The 24,310-nt window shown below is 73.5% G+C and carries 22 protein-coding genes and 1 pseudogene; 10 read left to right on the top strand and 13 right to left on the bottom strand.

What is annotated here, in order from left to right:
- Positions 1-2: 2 nt before the first annotated feature.
- Positions 3-1,310 carry an acyl-CoA dehydrogenase family protein gene (locus ABZ881_RS23740; RefSeq protein ID WP_358487724.1) on the bottom strand — a complete coding sequence of 436 codons (1,308 nt, stop codon included), beginning with the start codon at positions 1,308-1,310 and terminating at the stop codon, positions 3-5.
- Positions 1,311-1,531: 221 nt separating this feature from the next.
- Between ABZ881_RS23740 and ABZ881_RS23745 the strand changes: the two genes are divergently transcribed.
- From ABZ881_RS23745 to ABZ881_RS23755, 3 genes are all read left to right on the top strand, one after another.
- Positions 1,532-2,284 carry an FkbM family methyltransferase gene (locus ABZ881_RS23745; RefSeq protein ID WP_358487725.1) on the top strand — a complete coding sequence of 251 codons (753 nt, stop codon included), beginning with the start codon at positions 1,532-1,534 and terminating at the stop codon, positions 2,282-2,284.
- Positions 2,285-2,313: 29 nt separating this feature from the next.
- On the top strand, positions 2,314-4,791 hold the full coding sequence (locus ABZ881_RS23750) for a CDP-alcohol phosphatidyltransferase family protein (RefSeq protein ID WP_358487726.1): 2,478 nt from the start codon (positions 2,314-2,316) through the stop codon (positions 4,789-4,791).
- A gap of 150 nt (positions 4,792-4,941) precedes the next feature.
- Positions 4,942-5,871, top strand: coding sequence for an SAM-dependent methyltransferase (locus tag ABZ881_RS23755; protein ID WP_358487728.1), 930 nt, complete (start codon positions 4,942-4,944; stop codon positions 5,869-5,871).
- Between the two features lie 190 nt (positions 5,872-6,061).
- On the opposite strand, the gene ABZ881_RS23760 is transcribed toward ABZ881_RS23755, so the two are convergent.
- Complete coding sequence (locus tag ABZ881_RS23760) at positions 6,062-6,517, bottom strand: GNAT family N-acetyltransferase (RefSeq protein ID WP_358487729.1); 456 nt, start codon at positions 6,515-6,517, stop codon at positions 6,062-6,064.
- A 78-nt stretch (positions 6,518-6,595) separates the two neighbouring features.
- Here ABZ881_RS23760 and ABZ881_RS23765 point away from each other — a divergent pair, with 78 nt between their 5' ends.
- Both ABZ881_RS23765 and ABZ881_RS23770 read left to right on the top strand, forming a co-directional pair.
- Entirely contained in the window at positions 6,596-7,243 is a 648-nt protein-coding gene (locus ABZ881_RS23765; protein WP_358487730.1) for a TetR/AcrR family transcriptional regulator, read from the top strand.
- On the top strand, positions 7,240-8,499 hold the full coding sequence (locus ABZ881_RS23770) for a DUF418 domain-containing protein (RefSeq protein WP_358487732.1): 1,260 nt from the start codon (positions 7,240-7,242) through the stop codon (positions 8,497-8,499). The genes ABZ881_RS23765 and ABZ881_RS23770 overlap by 4 nt, the downstream gene beginning before the upstream one ends.
- Positions 8,500-8,608: 109 nt before the next feature.
- Here ABZ881_RS23770 and ABZ881_RS23775 read toward each other — a convergent pair whose 3' ends face one another.
- Entirely contained in the window at positions 8,609-9,586 is a 978-nt protein-coding gene (locus ABZ881_RS23775; protein WP_358487733.1) for a LysR family transcriptional regulator, read from the bottom strand.
- Between the two features lie 128 nt (positions 9,587-9,714).
- On the opposite strand from ABZ881_RS23775, the gene ABZ881_RS23780 reads away from it, so the two are divergent.
- Genes ABZ881_RS23780 through ABZ881_RS23795 form a run of 4 tightly spaced genes read left to right on the top strand, consistent with a single transcriptional unit; the run spans position 9,715 to position 14,850 of the window.
- Positions 9,715-10,194, top strand: coding sequence for an NAD(P)H-dependent oxidoreductase subunit E (locus ABZ881_RS23780; protein WP_358487735.1), 480 nt, complete (start codon positions 9,715-9,717; stop codon positions 10,192-10,194).
- Positions 10,191-11,816, top strand: a complete 1,626-nt coding sequence (locus tag ABZ881_RS23785) for an NADH-ubiquinone oxidoreductase-F iron-sulfur binding region domain-containing protein (RefSeq protein WP_358487736.1) — start codon at positions 10,191-10,193, stop codon at positions 11,814-11,816. The genes ABZ881_RS23780 and ABZ881_RS23785 overlap by 4 nt, the downstream gene beginning before the upstream one ends.
- 2 nt (positions 11,817-11,818) lie before the next feature.
- The gene (gene fdhF, locus ABZ881_RS23790; protein WP_358487738.1) at positions 11,819-14,638 is read left to right on the top strand and encodes a formate dehydrogenase subunit alpha; all 2,820 of its coding nucleotides are present in this window, start codon (positions 11,819-11,821) and stop codon (positions 14,636-14,638) included.
- Positions 14,639-14,640: 2 nt separating this feature from the next.
- Entirely contained in the window at positions 14,641-14,850 is a 210-nt protein-coding gene (locus tag ABZ881_RS23795; RefSeq protein WP_358487739.1) for a formate dehydrogenase subunit delta, read from the top strand.
- 188 nt (positions 14,851-15,038) lie between these two features.
- On the opposite strand, the gene ABZ881_RS23800 is transcribed toward ABZ881_RS23795, so the two are convergent.
- The 9 genes and pseudogenes from ABZ881_RS23800 to ABZ881_RS23840 form a co-directional block, all read right to left on the bottom strand.
- A complete protein-coding gene (locus ABZ881_RS23800) occupies positions 15,039-15,449 on the bottom strand; it encodes a hypothetical protein (protein WP_358487740.1) in 411 nt (136 codons plus the stop codon).
- Between the two features lie 63 nt (positions 15,450-15,512).
- A complete protein-coding gene (locus tag ABZ881_RS23805; RefSeq protein ID WP_358487782.1) occupies positions 15,513-15,818 on the bottom strand; it encodes a hypothetical protein in 306 nt (101 codons plus the stop codon).
- 7 nt (positions 15,819-15,825) lie between these two features.
- Complete coding sequence (locus ABZ881_RS23810; RefSeq protein ID WP_358487784.1) at positions 15,826-16,140, bottom strand: STAS domain-containing protein; 315 nt, start codon at positions 16,138-16,140, stop codon at positions 15,826-15,828.
- Positions 16,141-16,222: 82 nt separating this feature from the next.
- Positions 16,223-17,080, bottom strand: a pseudogene (glsA, locus tag ABZ881_RS23815) (glutaminase A); the annotation flags it as partial.
- Positions 17,080-17,562 (bottom strand): hypothetical protein, encoded by a 483-nt coding sequence (locus ABZ881_RS23820; RefSeq protein ID WP_358487742.1) that lies wholly within the window; start codon positions 17,560-17,562, stop codon positions 17,080-17,082. The gene ABZ881_RS23820 and the pseudogene glsA, both read right to left, overlap by 1 nt.
- A 63-nt stretch (positions 17,563-17,625) precedes the next feature.
- A complete protein-coding gene (locus ABZ881_RS23825) occupies positions 17,626-18,294 on the bottom strand; it encodes an ElyC/SanA/YdcF family protein (RefSeq protein WP_358487743.1) in 669 nt (222 codons plus the stop codon).
- A 103-nt stretch (positions 18,295-18,397) separates the two neighbouring features.
- Complete coding sequence (locus ABZ881_RS23830; protein ID WP_358487745.1) at positions 18,398-20,050, bottom strand: AMP-binding protein; 1,653 nt, start codon at positions 20,048-20,050, stop codon at positions 18,398-18,400.
- A gap of 10 nt (positions 20,051-20,060) precedes the next feature.
- Positions 20,061-21,026: a cyclase family protein gene (locus ABZ881_RS23835; protein ID WP_358487746.1), complete on the bottom strand. Its 966-nt coding sequence runs from the start codon at positions 21,024-21,026 to the stop codon at positions 20,061-20,063.
- A 175-nt stretch (positions 21,027-21,201) separates the two neighbouring features.
- Positions 21,202-22,086: a TetR family transcriptional regulator gene (locus tag ABZ881_RS23840; protein WP_358487748.1), complete on the bottom strand. Its 885-nt coding sequence runs from the start codon at positions 22,084-22,086 to the stop codon at positions 21,202-21,204.
- 83 nt (positions 22,087-22,169) lie between these two features.
- Between ABZ881_RS23840 and ABZ881_RS23845 the strand changes: the two genes are divergently transcribed.
- Positions 22,170-23,825, top strand: coding sequence for an AMP-binding protein (locus ABZ881_RS23845; RefSeq protein WP_358487749.1), 1,656 nt, complete (start codon positions 22,170-22,172; stop codon positions 23,823-23,825).
- Positions 23,826-23,889: 64 nt separating this feature from the next.
- On the opposite strand, the gene ABZ881_RS23850 is transcribed toward ABZ881_RS23845, so the two are convergent.
- Complete coding sequence (locus ABZ881_RS23850) at positions 23,890-24,078, bottom strand: hypothetical protein (RefSeq protein ID WP_358487751.1); 189 nt, start codon at positions 24,076-24,078, stop codon at positions 23,890-23,892.
- Between the last annotated feature and the right edge of the window lie 232 nt (positions 24,079-24,310).

Below are 24,310 nucleotides of genomic sequence, written 5' to 3' on the forward strand. Positions count from 1 at the left end.
GATCAGGGGACGAGCGTCCCGATGCCCTCGTGCTCCTTGCCGAAGCGCACGTACTCGTCCTCCATGATCGCCCGCGGGTTGAACAGCGGATCGGCGAGGATGCCGTGCACGCGACGGCGCTGCATCCCCATGTTGCCGCCGTCGTAGATCGGCAGGACGGCCGCCTCCCGCAGGATCTTCCCGAACCCGTTCTGCAGCTCCAGGCTGTTCACGCCGACGATCTGCATGCACTTGTAGACGCAGTCGAACATCAGCTCGGTGACCTGGATCTTGTTCATGGCGCCGACCAGCTCCGCGTGCTGGTCGTGCTTGTCCAGGTAGTCCGCGGCCCGCCAGGAGAAGGCGCGGGCCATCTCGATCTTCGAGGCGACGTCGCCGAGCACGTAGCCGACGTTCTGGAAGCCGATGATCGGCCGCAGCGCGCCCGCGGTGTTGCCCTTGGCGAAGTCCAGCGCCATCTCGTAGGCGGCCCGGGCCATCCCGACCGCCGCGATCGCCGCGACCGGCCCGGACCAGGCGAAGTTCCGGTTGATGACCAGATCGCCGTTGCCCTCGGCTCCGGGCAGCAGGTTCGCCACCGGGATCCGGGCGTCGGTGAAGACGATCTCGGCGTTGGACGCCAGCCGGTGCCCGATCTTGTCGAGATGCCGGTAGGTGACGCCGGGGGTGTCCCGCTCCAGGACGAGCGCGGACAGGCCCTCGGTGCCGCCCTTCTCCGGGTCGGTGCGGACGATCAGGGTGCCCGCGTTCACGCCGCGCTCGTCCCACCCGGCCGACGACGGCCAGTACTTCCGTCCGTTGACGACGAAGTGGTCGCCGTCGCGCACCGCGGTCAGCCCGACGCCGGCCGGGCGCGGCAGCGGGATGTCGAAGTTCGCCGTGCCGGACGGGTTGCCGGGGGGCTCGCTGGCGGTCCAGCCGCCCAGGTACTCGCCGCTCGGGTCGGACGTCGCCGCGCGGAGGAACCGCTCCTTCTGCTCCTCGGAGCCGTACCAGGCGACCGGCATCAGGCCGAGCCCGTTGCACAGGACGGTGCAGGCGAAACCGGGATCCACGACGCAGATTTCCTCGGCCGCGACGACCAGATCGACGCAGGAGACCCCACCCCCGCCGTACTCCGCGGGGAGCATGCACATGGCGATCCCGGCGCGGTACGCCTCGACGTAGGCGGGCTTGGTCAGCTGGAAGCCCTTCAGCGGGTCGGGTTCCGCGTCCGCGGCCGCGACCACCGGCTTCAGCACGTTCTCGGCGAATGCTCGGACGTCGTACTGCAGCTTCTTCTGCTGGTCGGACATCGTGAAGTTGATCATCAAAACCTCTCCGGGACGAGCACGACAGGGACGGGATGCGCCCACGGACCGGTGACCGGTCCCCGCTCCACGAGCAGCGAGGAGAGCATCCATAATCGGTGTTTCAGATACTTGTTTTGTGAGTTACAGCACCATAACGACCCCGTCGATGCCCGACAATCCGCCGTACGTGACCGCCCGGCCCCGTGCCCGCCGGGCCGCGCCGACTACCCTCGGCCCGCGTGCTGACCCGTGCCTTCGGAATCGCCCGCTCCCTCGCGATGTACCACGGGATCCCCGGGCGGCAGCGCCGGATGCGCGAGTTCTACGCGCCGTTCCTCGGACCGGGCGATCTCGCGTTCGACGTCGGCGCGCACGCCGGCAACCGGGTCCGCGCCTGGCGGGCGCTCGGCGCGCGGGTGGTCGCCGTCGAGCCCCAGCCCGACTTCGTCCGGTTGCTGCGGCTGTTCTTCGGCCGCGACGACGGCGTGACCGTGCTGCCCACCGCGCTCGGCGCCCGCCCGGGCACCGCCCGGCTCGGGATCTCCCGGGCCACGCCGACCGTGTCGTCGATGTCGGAGGACTGGCGCAGCGCCGTCGCCGACGACTCCGGCTTCGCCCGGGTGCGCTGGGAGGACCAGGTCGCGGTGCCGGTCACCACGCTCGACGAGCTCGTCGCCACGCACGGGACGCCCGCCTTCTGCAAGATCGACGTCGAGGGCTTCGAGGCGGACGTCCTCGCCGGGCTGTCCCGGCCGCTGCCCGCCCTGTCGTTCGAGTACCTGCCCGCCGCGCACGACGCCGCGCTGGCCGCGCTGGCCCGGGTCGAGACCCTCGGGCGCTACGTCTACCGCTACTCGCCGGTCGAGACGATGCAGTGGGACGACACCGCCGGCGGGCACTGGCTGGACGCCCGCGAGCTCGTCGCGCTGCTGGAGCGCCGGCGGCCGCTCGGCCGCTCCGGCGACGTCTACGCGCGGGCCGCCACGGGGTGATCGTCCGGGTTCGGGCATCCTTGGCGGTCGTGATTCCCCGTCCCGTCCGGGCCGTCGCCACGGCGCCGGTCGCCCGGCAGCTCATCGCCGGCGCCGCGCTGCTGGCCGTCGTGCTGGCGCTGCTCGCGGCCTTCACCGACGTGGGCCTGGTGCGCGCGCTGCTCGGCGCGGCCCTCGGCGCCGCGGCCGCGGCGGTGCTCGCCCGGGCCGCCCGGCGGACCCCGGAGCCCGCCGGCACGGAGTCCGCCGGCACGGGGTCCGGCGCTGACCCCGCCGGCGCCACGGATGCGGATTCCGCAGCCGCACCCGGGCCCGGCCCGGCCGCGGCACCGGTGTCCGGCGGTGCGGTGACGCTCGGGCCCGCGGGCGTCGTCACGCTGGCCCGCGGCGTGCTGGTGGTCGCGGTCGCGACGCTGATCGGGCTGGACGGCCCTGGGCAGGTCGCGCTGGTGGCGCTGGCACTCGTCGCGTTCGGGCTCGACGCGGTGGACGGGATCGTCGCCCGCCGCACCGGCACCGCGAGCGAGCTGGGCGCCCGATTCGACATGGAGACCGACGCGCTGCTGCTGCTGGTGCTGTCGGTGCACGTCGCGATCGCCTCACACCTGTGGTGGGCGCCGGTGCTGGGCCTGCTGCGCTACGTCTTCGTCGGCGCGGCCCGGGTGCTGCCGTGGCTGCAGGGGTCGCTGCCGGTGCGCCGCTCGGCGAAGGTGGTCGCCGCGCTGCAGGGTGTCGTGCTGATCGCCGCCGCCGCCGGGCTGCTGCCCGGCACGATCGGGCACTCCGTGCTCGCGGTCGCGCTGGCGGCGCTGCTCTGGTCGTTCGGGACGTCGGTGGTCTGGCTCTGGCGGACCGCCGACGAGCACCCGGTCCGCTGGCGGGCGGCCGGTGCCGCGCTGCTCACCACGGTCTGTGCGGCGCTGGTCGGGCTCATCCTGGTGCTGCCCGGCGACCCGGTGAACATCGTTCCGGCGGCGTTCCTGCGGCTGCCGATCGAGATCGTGCTCGGCGTCGCCGTCCTGGCGCTGCTGCCCGGCCGGGCCCGCCGGATCACCGGTGCGGTGGCCGGGCTGCTGCTCGCCGTCGTCGGGCTGCTGAAGCTGTTCGACCTCGGCTTCGTGATCTTCCTGGACCGCCCGTTCGACCCGGTCGCGGACTGGGTGCTGATCGGCAACGCGCAGGAGTTCCTGCGCGGCACCCTCGGCCCGGCCGGCGCGGTGCTGGTCGCCGTCCTGGCCGGGGTGCTGGCCGTCGGGCTGCTGGTGGCGACGGCGCTGGCGGTCGTCCGGCTCGCCGGTCTGGCCGCCCGGCACCACCGGGTCGCGTTGCCCGGCACGGCCGCGCTCGGCACCGTCTGGCTGGTCGTGTGGGCGGTCATCGGGGCACAGCTGGTGCCCGGCGTCCCGGTCGCCGCGGCCGACGGCGTCACCCAGCTGCGCGACCGGGCCGTCGGCATCCCGGCCGCGATCGCCGACCAGCGGGCCTTCGCCTCCGAGCTCGCCGACGACGCCTACGCCGATGTCCCCGGCGACCAGCTGCTCGGCGCGCTGCGCGGCAAGGACGTCGTGTTCGCCGTCGTCGAGAGCTACGGGCGGACCGCGTTGGAGGACCCGGAGATGGCCCCGCGCACCACGGCGGTGCTGGACGACTCCGATCGCCGCCTCGACGCCGCCGGGTTCGACTCCCGCAGCGGGTTCCTGACCTCCCCGATCAGCGGCGGCGGCAGCTGGCTGGCGCACGCGACGCTGTTCTCCGGGCTCCGGATCGACGACCAGCGCCGGCACGACGCGCTCGTCACCTCCGACCGGCTGACCCTGGTCCGGGCGTTCCGCGACGCCGGCTGGGAGACCACCGCCGTCATGCCCGGCACGACGCGGGCCTGGCCGGAGGCCGACTTCTACGGCCACCAGCGGGTGCACGCCTTCGACGGGCTGGACTACCGGGGGCCGCCGTTCAGCTGGTCCCCGATGCCGGACCAGTACGCGCTGTCGGCGTTCTCCCGGCTCGAGCACGACCGCACCGACCGAGGGCCGCTGATGGCCGAGATCGCGCTCACCTCCAGCCACGCGCCGTGGGCACCGGTGCCGCCGATGCTCGGGTGGGACGAGGTCGGCGACGGCTCGGTCTACGCCCCGTACGCCGATGACCAGCGCACCTTCGAGTCGATCTTCGCCGGGGCCCCGGACGCGATCCGCGAGGACTACCTCCGCTCCACCGAGTACGCGCTGGAGGCCACCCTCGGCTGGATCGAGCGGTTCGGCGACGACGATCTCGTCGTCGTCATGCTCGGGGACCACCAGCCCGCCTCGGTGGTGACCGGCGCCGCGGCGAGCCGGGACGTCCCGGTCTCGATCATCACCCGGGACCCGGAGGTGCTCGACCGGATCGACGACTGGGACTGGTCGGCCGGGCTGCGGCCGCCGCCCGCCGCGCCGGTCTGGCCGATGGACGCCTTCCGCGACCGCTTCCTCGACGCCTACGGGCAGCCGACTCCGGCCGGACGGTGAACGTGCGGCGCCTCCCGCACGTTCACACCCGTAGCGGCCCCACGACGGCGCGACGCCCGGAGGAGACACAGTGATCGGCAGCACCCGGACCAGCAGCACCGGGCCCCGTAGCGGCGGGAGCCCCGGTGCCGGCCGAGAGCGCGGCCTGGCGTGACCGCCCCGCTGCAGGGTGCGGCCGGATCGCAGAGCTGCCCGCCGGACTGGCTGGCGCTGCGCGAACCCGCCGACGCCGACGCCCGCTCCGCGGCGCTCGCCGCCGCCCTGCGGGACGCGCTGCCACCCGGGCCGCTGCTGGTGCGCGACCTCGGCTGCGGCACCGGCTCGATGTCGCGCTGGCTCGCGCCGCTGCTGCACCGGCGCCGCGACGACCGTCCCGCGCAGGCGGACCGGCCGGCTCCGCCGGACCACCCCGCGCACCCGCACCGGTCCACCCGGCCCGCGCCGCCGGACCAGCCCGCGCAACCGGACCAGCACTGGATGCTGCACGACCGCGACGCCGAGCTGCTCCGCCACGCGGTCGCCGATCTGCCCGCCGGGGTCACCGGCGAGGCCGCGCCCGGCGACCTGACCACGCTGGACGCCACCGCGCTGGCCGGCACCTCCCTGGTCACCGCGTCGGCGCTGCTCGACATGCTGACCGCCGACGAGATCGAGGCGCTGGCCGATGCGTGCACCGGCGCCGGTGTCCCGGCCCTGCTGACGTTGTCGGTCACCGGCCGGGTCCGGTTCGATCCGGCCGATCCGGCCGACCGCGAGCTCGCCGCCGCGTTCGACGACCACCAGCGACGTGTGACCGGCGGGCGGCGCCTGCTCGGCCCGGACGCGGCCGCCGCCGCCACCGACGCGTTCACCCGCCGCGGCGCCCGGGTCCGGACCGCGGAGACACCGTGGCAGCTCGGACCGGACCGCCCCGGCCTGCTGGGCGAGTGGCTGGCCGGCTGGCTGGACGCGGCCTGCGAGCAGCGCCCGGAGCTGAACGGGCCGGCCGGGGCCTACCGGGACCGCCGGGACCGCGAGCAGGCGGCGGGGACGCTGCGGGTGACCGTCGGCCACGCGGACCTGCTGGCACTGCCCGCCTGACCGGCACCGCACCGACAGACGCACCCGGCCCACCCGGCCCACCCCGTTCACGGGCTCACCCGGCGCGATCCAGCACGCCATCGCGTCCGCACGGAATCGGCCCATCCGCACGGGATCGGATCCCGTGCGAACGCAGCGAACCCGTGCGAACCGCGGCCGGCGCTGCACTGCCCCGGGCCGGTCGCGTGGGTCAGCGCGTCCGCGCGTCGTCCGGACCGGGGCCGGTCTCCCAGGTCACGAAGACCGAGCGGTCGTCGACCTCCGCCCCGAGCGACCGGTAGGTGGCGAGCGCCGCGACGTTGTCCCGCCCGGTCCCGGTCCACATGCCCGTGCAGCCCCGGCGACCGGCCTCCTCCCCCAGCGCACGCAGCAGCGCCGCTGCCACCCCGCGGCGGCGCCAGGGCTCCTCGACGCCCAGCTCGTAGACGAACATCTCGGGATCACCGTCCGGATGGCGCATCTCGATCCCGGACACGAAGCCGATGCCGGTGCCGTCGGCGGCCCGGGCGAGCAGCAGCAGGTGCCCCTCGCGGCGCAGGAAGTCGGCCGCGCCGTGCGCTGTCACCGGCCGGTCGAACAGGGACGCGTTCGCGACGAGCAGATCGGGATCGCGCACCCGCTCGATCGTCGGCGGACCCTCTCCCATCGGTCACCCCCTCGGTACGACGACCGCTCCCGACCCCGATCGTTGCACAGGACTGACCGAGCGTGCTATTTCTAATCCATGCGGTCAGAAAATAGCCCGACCGGTCAGAAGCGGCGCTCGGTCATCGAGGACGTCCGGCGCGCGCAGATCATCGACAGCGCCGTCGCGACCATCGCCGAGCTCGGCTACGCGAACGCCTCGCTGGCTCGGATCGCCGAGCACGCCGGCATCAGCAAGGGCGTGATCGCGTACCACTTCGCCGGCCGGGACAACCTGATCGACCAGCTCGTCGAGCACCTGTACCGGGAGATCACCGAGTTCGTGGTGCCGCACATCCAGCGGGAGACGACCGCGGTCGGGCGGCTGCGCGCCCGGATCATCGCCGTCGGCGGCTACGTCGGCGCGCACCGGGCCGAGATGGTCGCGCTGGCCGAGATCCTCAACAACCTCCGCGATGCGCAGGGCCGGCTGCGCTACGGCGACGAGTTCAACGAGCCGCTCTACCGCGGCATGGAGGAGATGTTCCGGGCGGGCCAGGAGTCCGGCGAGCTGCGCCGGTTCGACACCCGAGTGATGGCGGTGACCGTCCAGGCCGCCATCGACTCGATGGTCGCCTACGCCGACAGCTATCCAGATCACGACGTCGACGCACACGCCACCGAGCTGGCCGACCTGTTCGAGCACGCCGTCGGCGCCACACCGCACCGGCCCAGGGGGGAACCATGACCACCGACCACGCACGTTCGCCCGCACCGCCCGGCGCGGCCGGGCCCACCGGCCGGATACCGGGGCCGGACCTCGCCCGGGGGATCATGCTGTTGCTGATCGTCCTGGCGAACACCCCGTACCACCTGTACGGTCGACCGTCCGGCGGGATGGGCGCGCACCCGGCGGACGGATCGGTCGCCGACCGGGTCGTCCAGGCCGTCCTGATCACCACGGTGGACCTGCGGGTCTATCCGATGTTCGCCTTCCTGTTCGGCTACGGCCTGGTGATGATCCTGCGACGGCAACGCCGCGCCGGACTCTCCGACGACGAGGCACGACGGCTGCTGCGCCGCCGCAACCTGCTGCTGGTCGCGTTCGGCGCGGTGCACGCCCTGCTGCTGTGGGGCGGCGACGTGCTGGGTGCCTACGGCCTGTGCGGGCTGGTGCTGGTGTGGCTGTTCCTGCGCCGGTCGGACCGGACGCTGCTGGTCTGGGCCGGCATCGGAACCGGGCTGCTCGCGCTGCTCGCGGCATTGTCGGCGCTGGAGGGGCTCGCCGTGCTGGCCGGGGAGCAGCCGCCGAACGACCTGGGTTCCGTGGTCACCGTGCTGGCGCGGGCGAGCGTGTCCGACCCGGACGTCCTCGGCGCCGCGCTGGCACGGATGACGATGTGGCCGCTGCAGGTGCTGGTGATCCAGGGCCTCGTCGGGATGGTCGTCCCGGTGTCGATCCTGCTCGGGTTCTGGGCCGCCCGCCGCGGCGTGCTGGAGCGCCCGCAGGAGCACCGGCGGTTGCTGTGGATCACCGCGGTCGGTGGCATCTCGATCGGCTGGCTCGGCGGGCTGCCGCTCGCGCTGGCCCACATCGGGGTGCTCGACGCGCTGTCGCCGGCGATGTCGTCGTTCGCGATGCCGCAGATGCTCACCGGTCTGGCCTGCGGCCTCGGTTACGTCGCGGTGTTCGGGCTGGTCGGCGGCCGGTTGGCGGACCGGCCGCTCGGGCCGCTCGGTGGCGCGCTGACCGCGGTCGGGAAGCGGTCGCTGAGCTGCTACCTGGCCCAGTCGGTGCTGTGCGCCCCGCTGCTCACGGCCTGGGGCCTGGGTCTCGGCGAGATCCTCGGCAGCGCGGCGACGGCCGCGTTCGCGATCGGGGTCTGGCTGCTCACGGTGCTGTGGGCGGTCGTGCTGGAACGGCGCGGCGCTGCCGGTCCCGCCGAGGCGCTGCTCCGGCGCCTGGCCTACGGTCCCCCGGCGCCGGCGCCGGCCACCACCTGATCGGTCCGCACGGGTTCCCGGTGTGTCCGCACGGCACCGGATCCCGTGCGGACTCGACCGGCAGGGCGCGGCGGGGACGGTGCGGGTGGGGCGCGGCGCGGGCGGGCTGCTACCGGAGGTCCGGCGCCAGGACGGTGTCCCGCGGCCCGACCGAGCCGGTCGCCGCCGCGACCGAGCGGTCCAGCTCGCCGGCGACGTCGAGCCCACCGACCACCTCCAGCAGCGCGTTCGCCGCGATCGAGTTCGGCTGCCGGCCCGGGATCACGATGCCCACCGCGGGCTGCGGGCTCGGCTCGGCCAGCGGGATCGTCGTCATCCCCTCCGGGATGCCGAACGCGTGCAGCCAGGTGTGCGCGATGATGCTGGAGCACGCCCCGCCGGCGGCGTGCGCGTAGAGGCCGTCGACGGTGTTCGTCTCGACGGCCGGGGTCAGCCGGGTGCCCGCCGCGGCGGCCGCGTGCTCCAGGATCCGGCGGTTCTGCATGCTGGTGTCGAGCATGCACAGCGGCAGCGCCGCGATGTCGCTCCAGCGCACCGTCGGCCGCCCGGCGGCCGGCCCGTCGGCCGGGGTGAGCAGCAGGTAGTGCTCGCGGTAGAGCAGGACGGCCGCGGTGGCCTCCGGGGTGTGCGGGTCGAGGTAGGTCAGTCCGACGTCGATCTCGAACTCCTCCAGCTTGCGGAGGATCTCGGTCGACGACAGCGCCTCGATCCGCACGCCGGCCTGCGGATGGCGCTCCCGGAACGGCGTGGTCACCAGCGGGCTCGGCGGCACCGCGGTCGGGATCGCGCCGATCCGCAGGGTGCTGGTCAGCTCGTCGCGCATCCGGTCCAGGTCGTTCCGGAGCCCGTCGCGTTCGGCAAGGATCCGGTGCGCCCATGCGACGACCCGGCGGCCCTCGTCGGTGAACCCGGCGAACCGGCGGCCGCGCTGCACGATCGTGACGCCCAGCTCGCGTTCCAGCTTCCGGATCGCCGCGGACAGCGCGGGCTGGCTGGCGTGGCTGGCCGCCGCGGCCCGGCCGAAGTGCTGCTCGCGGGCCAGTGCCACCACGTACTCCAGCTGGCGGATCAGGATGTCGGGCGGCATCGCACGAGTCTAACCAGCTGTGATCGACGTTACTTATCAACGGATCGACAGGTCGACTCACAGGACTCTTGTCGATGCGCCTCCCTCTTGACAACGTGTGAGGAGCATCACTGGCGATGGGGAGGCACATGTCTGACGTGGCACTGGACACCGGACGGGCCGCCGCCGTCCGGGAGATCGCCGCGGGCCTGTCCGGCGAGCGCGGCGCCCTGATGCCGATCCTGCACCGGGTGGTCGAGGAGATCGGCCACATCACGCACGCCGACACGGCGGTGATCGCCGAGGTGCTCAACCTCTCCGAGGCCGAGGTGCACGGCGTCGCCACGTTCTACAAGGACTTCCGGCGCACCCCCGCCGCGGAGTGCGTCGTGCAGATCTGCCGCGCCGAGGCCTGCCAGGCGGTCGGCGCGAACGAGCTCGTCGAGCACGCCACGGGCACGCTGGGCATCGCGATGGATGCCCGCACCGACGACGGCACCTACGAGCTGGAGCAGATCTTCTGCCTCGGCAACTGCGCGCTCGGCCCAGCCGTCACCGTCGACGGCCGGCTGCACGGCCGGGTCACCCCCGACCGGTTCGACGCGCTCCTGCGGGAGGCGGACCGATGAGCGCCCCGGTGACGGTGTACGTCCCGGCCGACTCCGCGGCCCGCTCGGTCGGCGCCGACGAGGTCGCCGACGCGCTCACCGCGGCCGCCGCCGGCGCCGGGCGGGAGATCCGGATCGTCCGCAACGGCTCCCGCGGCATGCTCTGGCTGGAGCCGCTGGTCGAGATCGACGCCGACGACGGCCGGATCGCCTACGGGCCGGTGGCCGCCGCCGACGTCGCCGGGCTGGTCGACGACGGGATGCTCGACGGCGCGGCCACCCGGCTCTGCCACGGCCGCACCGACGACATCGACTGGCTGTCCTCCCAGCAGCGGGTCACCTTCTGCCGGGTCGGCGTGATCGATCCGCTGAACATCGAGGACTACCTCCGGCACGGCGGGTTCGCCGGGCTCGACCGGGCCCTGCAGATGTCGCCGGCCGAGGTCGTCGACACCGTCACCGAGTCCGGCCTGCGCGGCCGCGGCGGCGCGGGCTTCCCGGCCGGGATCAAGTGGAAGACCGTGCACGACGCCCCGGCCGGCCTGAAGTTCGTCTGCGCGAACGCCGACGAGGGCGACTCCGGCACGTTCGCCGACCGGATGCTGATGGAGGGTGACCCGTTCACCCTGATCGAGGGCATGACCATCGCCGCGTACGCGGTGGGCGCCACCGAGGGCTACATCTACCTGCGCTCGGAGTACCCGGACGCGGTCCGCGTGATGCGCCAGGCCATCGAGATCGCCTACTCCCGCGGCCGGCTGGGCGAGCGGATCGCCGGCAGCGACCTGTCGTTCGACCTGTTCGTCCGGGTCGGCGCCGGTGCCTACATCTGCGGCGAGGAGACCTCGATGCTGGAGAGCCTCGAGGGCAGGCGCGGCACGGTCCGGGCGAAGCCGCCGATCCCCGCGCTGGAGGGCCTGTTCGGCAGGCCGACGGTCGTCAACAACGTGCTGACCCTGGGCTCCGTCCCGATGATCATGGCCGACGGCCCGGCCGCCTACCAGGAGCTGGGCGTCGACCGGTCCCGCGGCACCCAGGTGTTCCAGCTGGCCGGCAACATCCGCCGGGGCGGGATCGTCGAGACCGTGTTCGGCATCACGCTCGGCGAGCTCGTCGAGGGCTACGGCGGCGGCAGCGCGTCCGGCCGGCCGGTGCGCGCCGTGCAGGTCGGCGGCCCGCTGGGCGCCTACCTGCCGACCACCCGGTTCGACCTGCCGATGGACTACGAGGGGTTCGCCGCGGCGAACGCGATGATCGGGCACGGCGGCGTGGTGGTGTTCGACGACACCGTCGACATGGCCCGCCAGGCCCGGTTCGCGATGGAGTTCTGCGCGATCGAGTCCTGCGGAAAGTGCACGCCGTGCCGAGTCGGCGCGGTGCGCGGCGTCGAGACCATCGACAAGATCATCGGCGGGGTCGACCGGGAGCGGAACCTGCTCCTGCTGGACAGCCTCTGCGACACCATGACCAAGGGCTCGCTGTGCGCGATGGGCGGCCTCACCCCGATGCCGGTGCGCAGCGCCGTCACCGACTTCGCCGAGGACTTCGACCGGCCGCCGGTGCACACCGGACTGCCGGTTCCCGACAAGTTCGCCGCCGACACCGCCGCCCGCAACGCGGCACTGATGGGCACGGAGGAGTAGCGATGGCCCTGCTCAAGGAGACCGACCACGGCACCCCGGCCCGCACCTCGGACACCACGGTCACCGTCGAGATCGACGGCCACACCGTCGAGGTCCCGGCAGGTACCTCGGTGATGCGCGCGGCCGCCGAGGCCGGCATCACCATCCCGAAGCTGTGCGCGACCGACTCGCTCGAACCGTTCGGCTCCTGCCGGCTGTGCCTGGTCGACATCGAGGGCGGCAAGGGCACCCCGGCCAGCTGCACCACCCCGTGCGCGGACGGCATGACGGTGTCCACCCAGACCCCGGAGCTGGCCGAGCTGCGCCGCGGCGTGATGGAGCTCTACATCTCCGACCATCCGCTGGACTGCCTGACCTGCCCGGCCAACGGCGACTGCGAGCTGCAGGACATGGCGGGTGTCGTCGGGCTGCGCGACGTCCGCTACGGCTACGAGGGCGCGAACCACCTCGACGAGGGCAAGGACACGTCGAACCCGTACTTCGACTACGACCCCAGCAAGTGCATCGCCTGCTCGCGCTGCGTCCGCGCCTGCGACGAGGTGCAGGGGACCCTGGCGCTCACCATGGAGGGCCGCGGCTTCGACAGCCGGATCGTGCCCGGCGGCGCACCGGACTTCCTGTCCTCGGAGTGCGTCTCCTGCGGTGCCTGCGTGCAGGCCTGCCCGACGTCGACGCTGCAGGAGAAGTCGGTCGTCGATCTCGGCATGCCGAACCGGACGGTCCTCACCACCTGCGCCTACTGCGGCGTCGGCTGCTCGTTCAAGGCCGAGCTGCGCGGCGACCAGCTGGTCCGGATGGTGCCGTACTCCGGCGGCGGCGCCAACGAGGGGCACAGCTGCGTCAAGGGGCGGTTCGCGTTCGGCTACGCCGACCATCCCGACCGGCAGCTGTCGCCGATGATCCGCGACTCGATCGACGACGAGTGGCGGGTGGTCGACTGGGACACCGCGCTCGGCGAGGTCGCCCGCCGGTTCTCCGCGATCCGCGACGAGGTCGGCCAGGGCGCGATCGGCGGGATCACCTCGTCCCGGACGACGAACGAGGAGGTCTACGCGGTCCAGAAGATGGTCCGCGGGGCGTTCGGCAACAACAACGTCGACACCTGCGCCCGGGTCTGCCACTCCCCCACCGGCTACGGCCTGAACCAGACCTTCGGCACCTCGGCCGGCACCCAGACGTTCGCCTCGGTCGAGCACAGCGACGTGCTGCTGGTGATCGGCGCCAACCCGACCGACGCGCACCCGGTGTTCGCGTCCCGGATGAAGCGCAGGCTGCGGGCCGGCGCGCAGCTGATCGTCGCCGATCCGCGCCGGATCGACCTGGTCCGCTCGCCGCACATCGAGGCCGCGCACCACCTGCAGCTGCAGCCGGGCACCAACGTGGCGCTGGTCAACGCGATGGCGCACGTGGTGGTGACCGAGGACCTGACGGACCGGGAGTTCCTCGACGCCCGCTGCGAGGGCCTCGACGAGTATCTGGAGTTCATCTCCTCGCCGGAGAACTCGCCGGAGATCCTGGAGGAGGTGATCGGCGTCCCCGCCGAGGAGATCCGGGCGGCGGCCCGGCTGTTCGCCACCGGCGGCAACGGCGCGATCTACTACGGCCTCGGTGTCACCGAGCACTCGCAGGGCTCGACGATGGTGATGGGCATGGCCAACCTGGCGATGCTGACCGGCAACATCGGCCGCGAGGGCGTCGGGGTGAACCCGCTGCGCGGCCAGAACAACGTGCAGGGCTCCTGCGACATGGGCTCGTTCCCGCACGAGCTGCCCGGCTACCGGCACATCGGCACCGAGTCGGTGCGCGACATCTACGAGCAGCTGTGGGGCACCACCCTGGACCCGCACCCCGGGCTGCGGATCCCGAACATGTTCGACGCCGCCGTGCGCGGCACCTTCCGCGGGCTGTTCGTGCAAGGCGAGGACATCGCCCAGTCCGACCCGAACACCCGGCACGTGGAGGAGGCGCTCACCGCGCTGGACTGCCTGGTCGTGCAGGACCTGTTCCTCAACGAGACGGCCCGGTTCGCGCACGTCTTCCTGCCCGGGACGTCCTTCCTGGAGAAGGACGGCACCTTCACCAACGCCGAGCGGCGGATCAACCGGGTGCGGCCGACGACGGCGCCGCGCACCGGCAAGCACGAGTGGCAGGTGGTCAGCGAGATCGCCGGCCTGATGGGCTTCGACATGGGCTGGGCGAGCTCGTCGGACATCATGGACGAGATCGCCGCGACCACCCCGACGTTCGCCGGGGTCAGCCACCGGCACCTCGACGAGGTCGGCTCGGTGCAGTGGCCGTGCAACGACGCCGCCCCGCTGGGCACGCCGATCATGCACGTCGACGGCTTCGCCCGCGGCAAGGGCAAGCTCATGCCCACCACCTACGTGCCGACCCTGGAGCGCAGCACCCGGCGCTACCCGCTGATCCTGACCACCGGCCGGATCCTCAGCCAGTACAACGTGGGCGCGCAGACCCGGCGCACCGCGAACTCGTCCTGGCACGCCGAGGACGTGCTGGAGATCCACCCGCACGACGCGGAGGACCGTGGGATCACCGGCGGCGAGTTCGTCGAGATCAGCTCCCGGGTCGGTTCGACGCGGCTGCGTGCCCGGCTGTCGGACCGGATGCCGGTCGGCGTCGTCTACACCACGTTCCACCATCCGGTCTCCGGGGCGAACGTGGTCACCACGGAGAACTCCGACTGGGCGACGAACTGCCCGGAGTACAAGGTCACCGCGGTGCAGGTGGCGCTGCGGGTGGCGGCCGAGGCCGGGACCGAGGACACCGGGCACACCGCCGCCGTCGCCGTGGCGGGTGACTGACGATGTCCGGCACCACCACCCCGGAACTGCGGATGGCGCACGAGATCGCCCGCCAGTTCGCCGGCCGCCCGCACGACGAGGCGGTCGGGACGATCGCCGGTCACCTGCGCAAGTTCTGGGCACCGGCGATGATCGCCAACCTGGTCGAGGAGGCGGACCGGGGCGCGGACCTGGACCCGCTGGTGGCGGAGGTCGTCGCGGAGCTGCGGTGACCGACGTTCGGCGCCCGACGCTGTCGCGCCGGTCGTTCCGCCCGGCCCGTCACGGCGTGAACCGGTCGGTGAGCTGCAGCCGGATCCCGGCCGGCGGACCGCCGACCTGCTGGAGCCGCCCGCCGCCCGCCGACGGCGGCGTCCCGAGATCGACCGCCGCGAGGCCGATCTCTCCTCGATCAGCCCGGTCACCAGGGCCTGCGGCCCGGCGTGGTCGCCGGGGACGAACAGCACGGTGCGGGCTTCCCGGCAGGCGGATCGGCGAGCCAGGCCAGCGGCGCCGAGGTGAACGCCCTGACCACCCTGGGCCCGGGCGCGAGATCGGCGACGATCTCGCTTGAGGTGCGCCCGGAGATGTCGCCCAGCGCGAGCGGCGCGGTGCCGGTGAAGCGGCCGGTGGCGTCGACGAGCACGCGATCGGCCCAGCTCGGCATCGTCGCGCTCGGCCGGACCGGGATGGATCCCGGCGCGCTCGGGGCGACGGCCGGATCCGCCCTGGCGCGGCTGCTGCCCGCCGCGCCGTAGCCGAGGGGCACACCGGCGCGGGTGGACCGGCCCCGGCCGACGATCCGCGCCTGCAGCACCGGCTCAGACAGCACCGACTCAGACAGCACCGACTCGGGCCGCGGCGGACGGCGGGAGGTCGCCCAGCAGGTGGGCGGTCAGCCGGAGCCGGTCCGCCAGGCGGCGACCGCGTCGCTCACCCGGCGTCCGTGCGTCGCCGACAGGTCGCGCTCCCGGTACGGCGACCGGCTGCCGCGGGCGATCGGCGCGCTGTCCTGCACCGCGTCGGCGAGCCGGTGCAGGTACTCGCGCCCCTGCTCGTGCAGGCCGCGGATCTCGGTCCCGTCCAGCGCCAGCAGCACCGAGTACCCGACCGGGCCGTGGTTGCAGTGCACGTCGAGCAGCAGCCGGCCGTCGTCGTCGAGCAGGAACCAGTGGTGCGGCTCCTGATCGACGACCTGCATCGCGGGATCAGCCGCCGGCGGCCGGCCGGGACCGGACCTGCGGCCGGGTCCCGTCGCCGAGGTCCGGATCCGGAAGGACGCCGTCCGGGTCGACGACGGCGACGGTGTGCCCGTCCAGCGCGAGCCGGCGCAGGCCCTCCAGCGTCATCCGCCGCCCGACGTCGGAGAACCGGTCGACCCGGGACAGGTCGAGCACGATCTCGGAGTCGTCGACCGGCGTCTCGGCGAGCCGGTGCAGCACCGCCTCCGCCCCGGAGAACTGCACGACGCCCTGCAGCGCGACGACCGTCGTGTCGCCGTCCGGCCGGATCCCGCGCAGCACGGTCGAGCCGTACGGCTCGCATCAGGTGCATGCCCATGTCGCGGGAGAGCCGCTCGCAGATCGCGACGCCGCGCACGCTGTTGCCGTGCCCGTCCAGCCGCGGGGACACGGTGGCGAGCCCGAGCTGGCCGGGCAGCGCGCCGATCAGCCCGCCGGCGACGCCGCTCTTGGCCGGGATGCCGACCCGGACCAGCCAGTCCCCGGCGCCGTCGTACATGCCGGAGCCGGCCATCACCGACAGCGTGCGGCGGGCCACGTCGGCGGGCACCACCCGTCGTCCGGTGACCGGATGGACGCCGGCGTTGGCCAGCGTCGCGCCCATCACCGCCAGGTCGCGGACGGTCACGTTCACCGCGCACTGGCGGGTGTAGCCGTCGACGACCTCGGCGGCCGGCTCGCCGAGCACCCGGTAGTTGCGCAGCATGTGCGCGATCGCGAGGTTGCGGTCGGCGGTGTCCATCTCGGACCGGTACACCGACTCGTCGACGGACAGCCGCCGCCCGGCCAGTTCGGAGAAGAAGTCCACGATCCGCTCGACGCGGGCGGCGCCGGTGGCGTCCGGCCCCACCAGCAGGTGGTGCACTGCGATCGCCCCGGCGTTGATCATCGGGTTCTTCGGGCGGTGCGTCCCGCCCTCCAGCGACAGCTCGTCGAACGCCTCGCCGGACGGTTCGACGCCGACCGTCGCGTCCACCACCTCGGTGCCGCGGTCGGCGAGCGCGGCGGCATAGGCGAACGGCTTGGAAATCGACTGGATGGAGAACTCGACGTCGGCGTCGCCGGCCGCGTAGGTGCGCCCGGCGACCGTCGTGACGGCGACGCCGAGCACCTCCGGATCCGCCTGCGCCAGGTCCGGGATGTAGTCGGCGACCGCGCCGGAGCGGTCGCCCGCGACGCCGTCGAGGACCTCGGCCAGGTAGTCGGGGACGGGCGTGCGCATCAGCTGCCGCCCGATCCGGCGGCCGCGCTCTGCTGCTCCCACAGGGACAGCACGACGGCGACCACGAACAGCTGCACCGGCAGGCTCAGGCCGGGCAGCTCGGCCTCGGCACCGCCGCGCCACCAGCTCAGCCTGCGGACGGAGCCGAGGGTAAGCTCGCCCTCGACGAGCAGCTGCTCGGAGCGCCAGATCGAGGCCCGCCGGAACTCGTACGACCGGCCGTCGGCGGTGACCGTCCAGCGCTTGCGGGCGACCCGCTCGGCCGTGGCGACCACCGCGCCCGGCCCGGCCGCGCCGCCGGTCTCGTCGGTCAGGGTGTAGGTGCTGCGGAAGGCCCGCGTCCCGATCCGGTACTCGCGCCCGTCGACCGTCATCCGGCCGCCGGATCGCCACCAGTGCGAGCTGAACGTGGTGACCGGTGTGCCGTCCACGGTGAACGCATAGGCGCTGCGCCACGGACTGGTCTTCTCGGCGCGCAGCACGTCCGGTATCGAACCACCGGCGCCGGCCGGAGCACCAGCGGGCGCGCCGTCCCCGCGCCCGGCTCAGGAACGCGGCGGCGCCCACGAGGAGCGCCCGTCACCGTCGATCGGGATCGGCGGCCCGCCGGTCACCGCGGGCCGGACGACGGTCTCCACCACGCCCCGGACCCGGGCCGCCACCTCGCGCCCGGCCCGGCCGCCGTCGCCCACCACGAGGCCCTGGGCGTCGAGGCCCGCGGCGTGCGCGAGATCGACCGCGCGCGGCGCGTACAGCTCCTGGGTGACCACGACGGCCGTCCCGACCTCGAAGATCTCGTGCGCGCGGCGCATCGTCTGCCAGGTGCTGAAGCCCGCGTAGTCGGTGAAGACGTCCTCCGGCGGCACCCCGAGCGCGAGCGCGGCGTCGCGCATCGCACCCGGCTCGTCGTAGGAGATCCGGCTGTTGTCGCCGGACATCAGCAGCGCGTCCACCGTGCCGCTGCGGTACAGCTCGACCGCCGCGCCGACCCGCTCCCCCACGATGGTGCCGAGGGTGCCGTCGTCCTCCACCAGCGATCCGGGCACGATCACCACCTGCGCCGGGCGCAGCTGCGCCGGGTCGCGGAGCACGTCGTCGGCGGTGCGCCCGAGGACGACCAGGTTCGCCGCCGCGACGGCCAGCGCCCCGAGCAGGACGGCGGCGCCGACGGCCAGCGGCGCGCGGGACCGCGGGCGCCGGACGGACCGGCTCACGACGGAGGGTGGAGCGGGGCCGGCCGCTGCATCGTCACGTTCCCCGATGCTAGCGGGACCGGCCGCCGCCCCGCCGCGCGCTGCGTGGGTGCTGCGCGGGCGCCTACCGGGTCCGCAGCTCGCGGCGCAGGACCTTCCCGCTGACCGTCTTCGGGATCTCGTCGAGGATCTCCACCTGCCGCGGGTACTTGTAGGCGGCCATCCGCTCCCGGGTGAAGGCGACGAGCTCCTCGGGCGTGACCGTGGCGCCGCCCCGCAGCGATACGAACGCCTTGACCGTCTCCCCGCGGTACTCGTCGGGCACCCCGACGACGGCGGCCTCCCGCACCCCGGGATGCTCGTAGAGGACGTCCTCGACCTCGCGCGGCCAGATCTTGTAGCCGCCCGCGTTGATCTGGTCCTTCTTGCGGTCGACGATGTAGAACCAGCCGTCGGCGTCCATGTACCCGACGTCGCCGGTGTGCAGCACGCCCCCGGGCAGCGCGGTCGCGGTCTCGTCCGGCTTGTTCCAGTAGCCGGCGACGACCTGGGGCCCCTCGGTGACCAGCTCGCCGATCTCGCCGGCCGGCAGCTCCCGGCCGTCCTCGTCGACGACCCGGACCATCGTGTTGTAGGTGGGCACGCCCACCGACAGCGCCCCGGACGCCGGATCGACCGGGGCCTCGGCGTGGAAGGGCACCCCGTGCGAGGGGGACGTCGTCTCGGTCAGTCCGTAGATGTTGTGGATGTAGTGACCGAACGTGGCCCGGAAGGCCTCCACGGTGCTCGGCGGGATCGGCGCGCCACCCGAGTAGATCTTGGTGAACGACGCCAGCTTGGCCGGGTCGACGTCCGGCACGTTCATCAGCGCGATGAAGACGGTGATCGAGCCGACGGTGAACGTCGCCCGCTCCGCCGCGATGGTGTCGACGGCCAGCGCCGGGTCCAGCCGGTACATCAGCACCAGCGGCGCCCCGGTCAGCAGCGAGATCGCGATGTGCCCGACCAGCCCGGTGATGTGGAACAGCGGGGCGACGCCGAGCACCACGTCGTCCGGGCCGATGCCGATCCAGTCCCGGTAGGTGCGGGCGTTGAACACCACGTTGCGGTGGGTCGTCATCGCGCCCTTCGGCGGGCCGGTCGTCCCCGAGGTGTAGGTCAGGAAGGCGATGTCGTCCGGCCCGAGCTCGACCCGGGGCGGCGCGCTGCCGGCGTACCGGTCGAGCAGCCCGGCGAGGTCGAGGGTGCCCGGGCACTCGATGCGCTGCACACCGGCGAGCACCGCGGGCTCGTCGCGGGACTGGTACTCCAGCTCCGAGGTGGTGATCACGGTGCGCACCGCGGTGCCGCCGACCACCGCGGCCGCCACGTCGCGGTACAGCGACTGCAGCGCCACCAGCACGGTCGCCCCGGAGTCGGTGAGCAGCTCGGTGAGCTCGCGTTCGCGGTTCATCGGGTTGATCGACACGGCGATGCCGCCGGCCTTCCAGGTCCCGATCTGGGCGATGACGAACTGCGGGACGTTCTGCGCGAAGATGGCCAGCCGCTCGCCGGGGGCGAACCCCTCCGCGGCCAGTGCGGCCGCGAAGGAGTCGGTGAGCCGGTCGAGCTCGGCGAAGGTGATCCGGCCGTCGAAGTAGCGGATCGCGTCGGTGTCCGGTGTCCGGGCCGCGGTCGCCCGGAACATCTCCAGCGCGTTGTCGTACTCCGGTTCGATCGCGGCCGGCTGGCCCGGGTCGTACCGGGCCAGCCAGGGCTTGTCGTCGTACACGCTCATCGGATCGGGCTCACCGGATCACGACGGGATTGACCGGGGCGCCGGTGCCCTCGACGACGTTCAGCGGGGCCGCGGTGTAGAGGAAGTCCCACCGGCCGTCGGCCGCGCAGGCCTCGGCGAGCTTGTCCAGCAGGACGATCTCGGTGAGCACGATGCCGAGGTTGCGCATCAGGGCGCAGTGCAGCGGCAGCATCACGCCCGACACCGGGTCCTTGGTGACCTCGTTGGCGATGGTGTCGGTGACCAGGTTCGGGATCTCCCGGCGGTGGAACCACTCGACGAGCCCGCGCGAGTAGGTCAGGCCCGGCTCGACGAAGTCGGCGTAGAACTCCTCCGCCGGGACCGAGTAGAAGTAGGCCAGGAAACCGGTGCGGATCAGCAGGACGTCGCGCTGCCCGATCTCCACGCCCTGGGCCTTCGCGGCCGCCTCCAGATCCTCGTGGTCGAAGGTCTCGCCCTTGTCGAGCCACGGCTTGCCGCGGTGGCGCGCCATGTCGATCAGCACCCCGCGGCCCGCCACCCCGCGCTCGGCGATGGCCTGCACGGACGCCTTCTTCATGCCGTCGACGGTGTCGCGCGCGTCGTAGCCGTTCCAGATCTTGCCGTCGTACCAGACGTGCCCCAGCGCGTCGTACTGCGTGGAGCCCTGCAGGAAGATCTCCGCCTTGTCGTCGGCGTAGTGCAGGCCGCCGGGGAACGCCGGGGCGCCCTCCTTGCCCTCGTCCCACGACGACTCGTCGAGCACGTTGGTGCGGTTGATGCTCTCCCGGCCGGGGAAGACCGGATCGCCGTGCGGGTGTCCCATCGGCGCCTGCAGCGGGAAGACCTCGCCGGACCGGACGTACCGCACCCCGCGCAGGACCTGCTCGGCGTCGAGGTAGTTCAGGGCGCCCACCTCGTCGTCGGGACCCCACCGGCCCCAGTTGCTGAGGGCGTCGTCGCCGAGGAGTTCCCGCATCGTGGGCACGTCGGACATACCGTCTCCTTCTACGCTGAAGTGATCACCGAGAACCAGAACGATCGGTCGGTGGATGTTCAGGATGATGCAGAGCACGGCAGGCGGCGTCAAGAGCGACACCCGACCAGCGGCAGAATGACCCGGACGGGCCCGGAGGGGGTGCCCTGCGCTGCAACCGGTCGGGACGACCGGTTCAGCTGAGCTGAACTTCGGAGGGGGTCGGCGGGACGTGCCGCATCATGTCCAGCGCGAGCGAGGCGTAGCGGCGGGCGAGCTCGGCCGGCCCGGTCGCGGCGGCCTCCGGGGACCCCGGGAACCAGTACGGCAGCGCCAGGCACATCGTCGTGATCGCCCTGGTCGTGGTCCGCACGTCGGCCGCGGTGAACCGGCCGAGCCGGACCGCGACCGCGGCCGCCTGCTCCAGCAGGTCCGGCACCCGGCGCTGCAGGGCCACCAGCCGCTCACGGTTCGGTTCCTCGACGCTGCGCAGCTCCGACAGCACGAGCGAGGCGAGCTCGGCGCGCTCGGAGTGGAACAGCGCGAGCGCCTCCACCATGGCGGCGAACCGCCCGGCCGGATCCGCGGTCTCCCGGCCGGCGGCGGCGACCCGCCACTCGAGGTCCTGCAGGGCGATCTCGAGCAGCGCCACCAGCAGCCGCTGCTTGCTCGGGTAGTGGTGGTACAGGCCGGGGACGCTGATGTCGGCGCCGGTGGCGATCACCCGCATGGTGGCGCCGTGGTACCCGGTCTCGTTGAGGACCTCGACCGCCGAGCTGAGCACCGGATCGAGCTCGAGCGGGGCGAAGACCCGCCACTGCCCGGCGCCCGGCGCCTCCGGTGGCGCGGCGCGGCCGGTCCCGTCGTCGGGGGGCGGTGCCTCGAGCAGCCGCGCCGCGGGCACGTCCAGGCAGCGGGCGATCTGCTGCAGGCGTTCGATCGTGAGCCCGACCTTGTCGTTCTCGATCGCGCTCATGGTCCCGACGCTGACGCCCAGCTCGGCGGCCAGCCGGCGGAGCGTGATCCCGGCACGCCGGCGGGCGGCTCGGACCGAGCCGCCCCCCGCCGACGGTTCAGGCATGCTGAACAGCATACGGGTGGTCCCCGTCGTACACTGCGGGCCGTGCGACCCGGCCCGGTCGATCCGCCCTCCGGTCGTGGACGGTGAGCGTCTACGAGCGGCGTCCCTGGCTGGCCAGGTACCCGCAGGGGCTGCCGCGGACGCTGCGCCGCGAGCACGACTCGCCGGCGGCCGCGTTCGCCGCCGCGGTGCGGGCCGCGCCCGGCGCCGCGGCGATCCGCTACTTCGGCACCACCCTCAGCTGGTCCGAGCTCGATCACGCCTCCGACGCCGTGGCCGCGCTGCTGGTCGCCCGCGGGTTCGCCCCCGGCGACCGCCTCGCGCTGTGCCTGCAGAACGACCCGGCGTTCGTGATCGGGCTCCTCGGCGCGTGGAAGGCCGGCGGGGTGGCCGCGCTGGTCAGCCCGATGAGCAAGCAGCGCGAGCTGGAGTTCGCCGTGGCGGACTACGCGCCGACCGCGCTGCTGGCGCTCGACGACCTCTACGAGGAGGTGATCCGCGCCGTGCTGGCCCGCCCCGGGAACACCGTGCACACGGTGATCACCGCCTCCCCGCTGGACGGTCAGCCGCAGCCGGACGGCCGGCTGTTCGACGGCGCCGTCGCGCGCCGCCCCGGTGACACCCTCGATCTCGGCGCGCTGGTCGCCTCGTACGCCGGATCCCCGCCGGTTCTCGTCCCGCCGCGGCCGGACGAGGTCGCGGTGCTCGCCCCGTCGTCCGGCACGACCGGCGCCCCGAAGGCCGCCATGCTGACCCACGGCTCGCTCGCCCACAACGCCCAGACCTACCGGGACTGGACCGGCCTGCGCCCCGGCGAGCCGATCCTGGCGACGGCGCCGCTGTTCCACGTCACCGGCCTGGTCGGCGCGGTGCTCCTGGCGTTCGTGCTCCGCTCGCCGCTGGTGCTGACCCACCGCTTCCACCCGGGCGTCGTGCTCGACGCCGTCCGCGCGCACCGGCCGGCCTTCACGGTCGCCGCGGTGACCGCCTACATCGCCCTCGCCGACGAGCCGGGGACCGGCCCCGCCGATCTCGCCTCGCTGCGCCTGCGCCTGTGCGGCGGGTCCCCGCTCCCGCCCGAGGTCGCCGACCGGATCGAGGCCGAGCTCGGCGGCTACCTGCACAACGTCTACGGACAGACCGAGTCGTCGTCGCCGACGCACATGGTCCCGCCCGGGCTCCGCGCCCCGGTCCACCCGGACACCGGGGTGCTGTCGGTCGGGCTGCCGGTCTTCGACACCGCGGTGACCGTGCTGGACGAGGGGCGGCCGGTGCCGGTGGGCGAGATCGGCGAGCTGATGACGTCCGGGCCGCAGATCGCGCCCGGCTACTGGCGGCGGCCCGACGAGACCGCCGAGGTGTTCACCGCTGCCGGGATGCGGACCGGCGACGTCGGCCTGATGGATCCCGACGGCTGGTTCTACGTCGTCGACCGCAGCACCGACCTGATCAACGCCGCCGGCTACAAGGTGTGGCCGCACGAGGTCGAGCAGGTGCTCACCCAGCATCCGGCGGTCCGCGAGGCCGCCGTCGTCGCCATCGCCGACGACTACCGGGGCCAGTCCACCCGCGCCTACGTGGCCCTGCAGCCGGGCACCGGCGCGACCGAGGTCGAGCTGATCGAGTACTGCCGGCGGCAGATGGCCGCCTACAAGTACCCGCGGGAGGTCGAGATCGTCACGTCCCTGCCGCGGACGGCCACCGGCAAGCTGATGCGCCGCGCGCTGCGCGGGCGGTGAGCCGGGCGGCCGGCGCGGTGGGAGACCTGCCGTCCGGTGATCGGGTGCCGAGCGGGCGACGCGATCAGGGTCGGTCCTCCGGCCGGTCGTCGGGCTCGGCCGCGCGCCACTTGTCCGCCTTCGCCTGGACGGCACCACCGGCACGACTGACACCCGCGAGACCGCTGTCCACGATCGTGCCACCGAGCTCCCGGATCGAGCGTCCGGAACCGGCGGCGACGAGTGTCCCACTCGTCTCTTCGATGTCGGGCACGGGCGTACGTCTCCTCGTACTGATGTCGGTTCGTGCGCCGGGCCGTGCCGCGGGCGCCACGCCCTGCCGATCCGCCCCGGGTCACACTTGCCGTGTGCGATGCGGTCCTGGTGAAACGACCGTCACCCGCTAGGGGATACCGGATTTCCGACCGGGAATCGCATCGGCATGCGGTAGCAGCGACGCAGCCGGCTGGGGACATCGCCTCGATCGGTGCGGAGCCGACCTCGCG

The organism is Pseudonocardia sp. NPDC046786, from assembly GCF_040645415.1.
Classification (GTDB): Bacteria; Actinomycetota; Actinomycetes; order Mycobacteriales; family Pseudonocardiaceae; genus Pseudonocardia; species Pseudonocardia kongjuensis.

What these genes read in the sequence shown, in the direction of transcription:
- ABZ881_RS23805 (WP_358487782.1), bottom strand. Translation starts at nt 15,818, where the DNA reads ATGCAGGTCGTCGATCAGGAGCCGCACCACTGGTTCCTGCTCGACGAC.
- ABZ881_RS23740 (WP_358487724.1), bottom strand. Translation starts at nt 1,310, where the DNA reads ATGATCAACTTCACGATGTCCGACCAGCAGAAGAAGCTGCAGTACGAC.
- ABZ881_RS23785 (WP_358487736.1), top strand. Translation starts at nt 10,191, where the DNA reads ATGAGCGCCCCGGTGACGGTGTACGTCCCGGCCGACTCCGCGGCCCGC.
- ABZ881_RS23835 (WP_358487746.1), bottom strand. Translation starts at nt 21,026, where the DNA reads ATGTCCGACGTGCCCACGATGCGGGAACTCCTCGGCGACGACGCCCTC.
- ABZ881_RS23780 (WP_358487735.1), top strand. Translation starts at nt 9,715, where the DNA reads ATGTCTGACGTGGCACTGGACACCGGACGGGCCGCCGCCGTCCGGGAG.
- ABZ881_RS23765 (WP_358487730.1), top strand. Translation starts at nt 6,596, where the DNA reads ATGCGGTCAGAAAATAGCCCGACCGGTCAGAAGCGGCGCTCGGTCATC.
- ABZ881_RS23770 (WP_358487732.1), top strand. Translation starts at nt 7,240, where the DNA reads ATGACCACCGACCACGCACGTTCGCCCGCACCGCCCGGCGCGGCCGGG.
- ABZ881_RS23775 (WP_358487733.1), bottom strand. Translation starts at nt 9,586, where the DNA reads ATGCCGCCCGACATCCTGATCCGCCAGCTGGAGTACGTGGTGGCACTG.
- fdhF (WP_358487738.1), top strand. Translation starts at nt 11,819, where the DNA reads ATGGCCCTGCTCAAGGAGACCGACCACGGCACCCCGGCCCGCACCTCG.
- ABZ881_RS23830 (WP_358487745.1), bottom strand. Translation starts at nt 20,050, where the DNA reads ATGAGCGTGTACGACGACAAGCCCTGGCTGGCCCGGTACGACCCGGGC.
- ABZ881_RS23840 (WP_358487748.1), bottom strand. Translation starts at nt 22,086, where the DNA reads ATGCCTGAACCGTCGGCGGGGGGCGGCTCGGTCCGAGCCGCCCGCCGG.
- ABZ881_RS23795 (WP_358487739.1), top strand. Translation starts at nt 14,641, where the DNA reads ATGTCCGGCACCACCACCCCGGAACTGCGGATGGCGCACGAGATCGCC.
- ABZ881_RS23760 (WP_358487729.1), bottom strand. Translation starts at nt 6,517, where the DNA reads ATGGGAGAGGGTCCGCCGACGATCGAGCGGGTGCGCGATCCCGATCTG.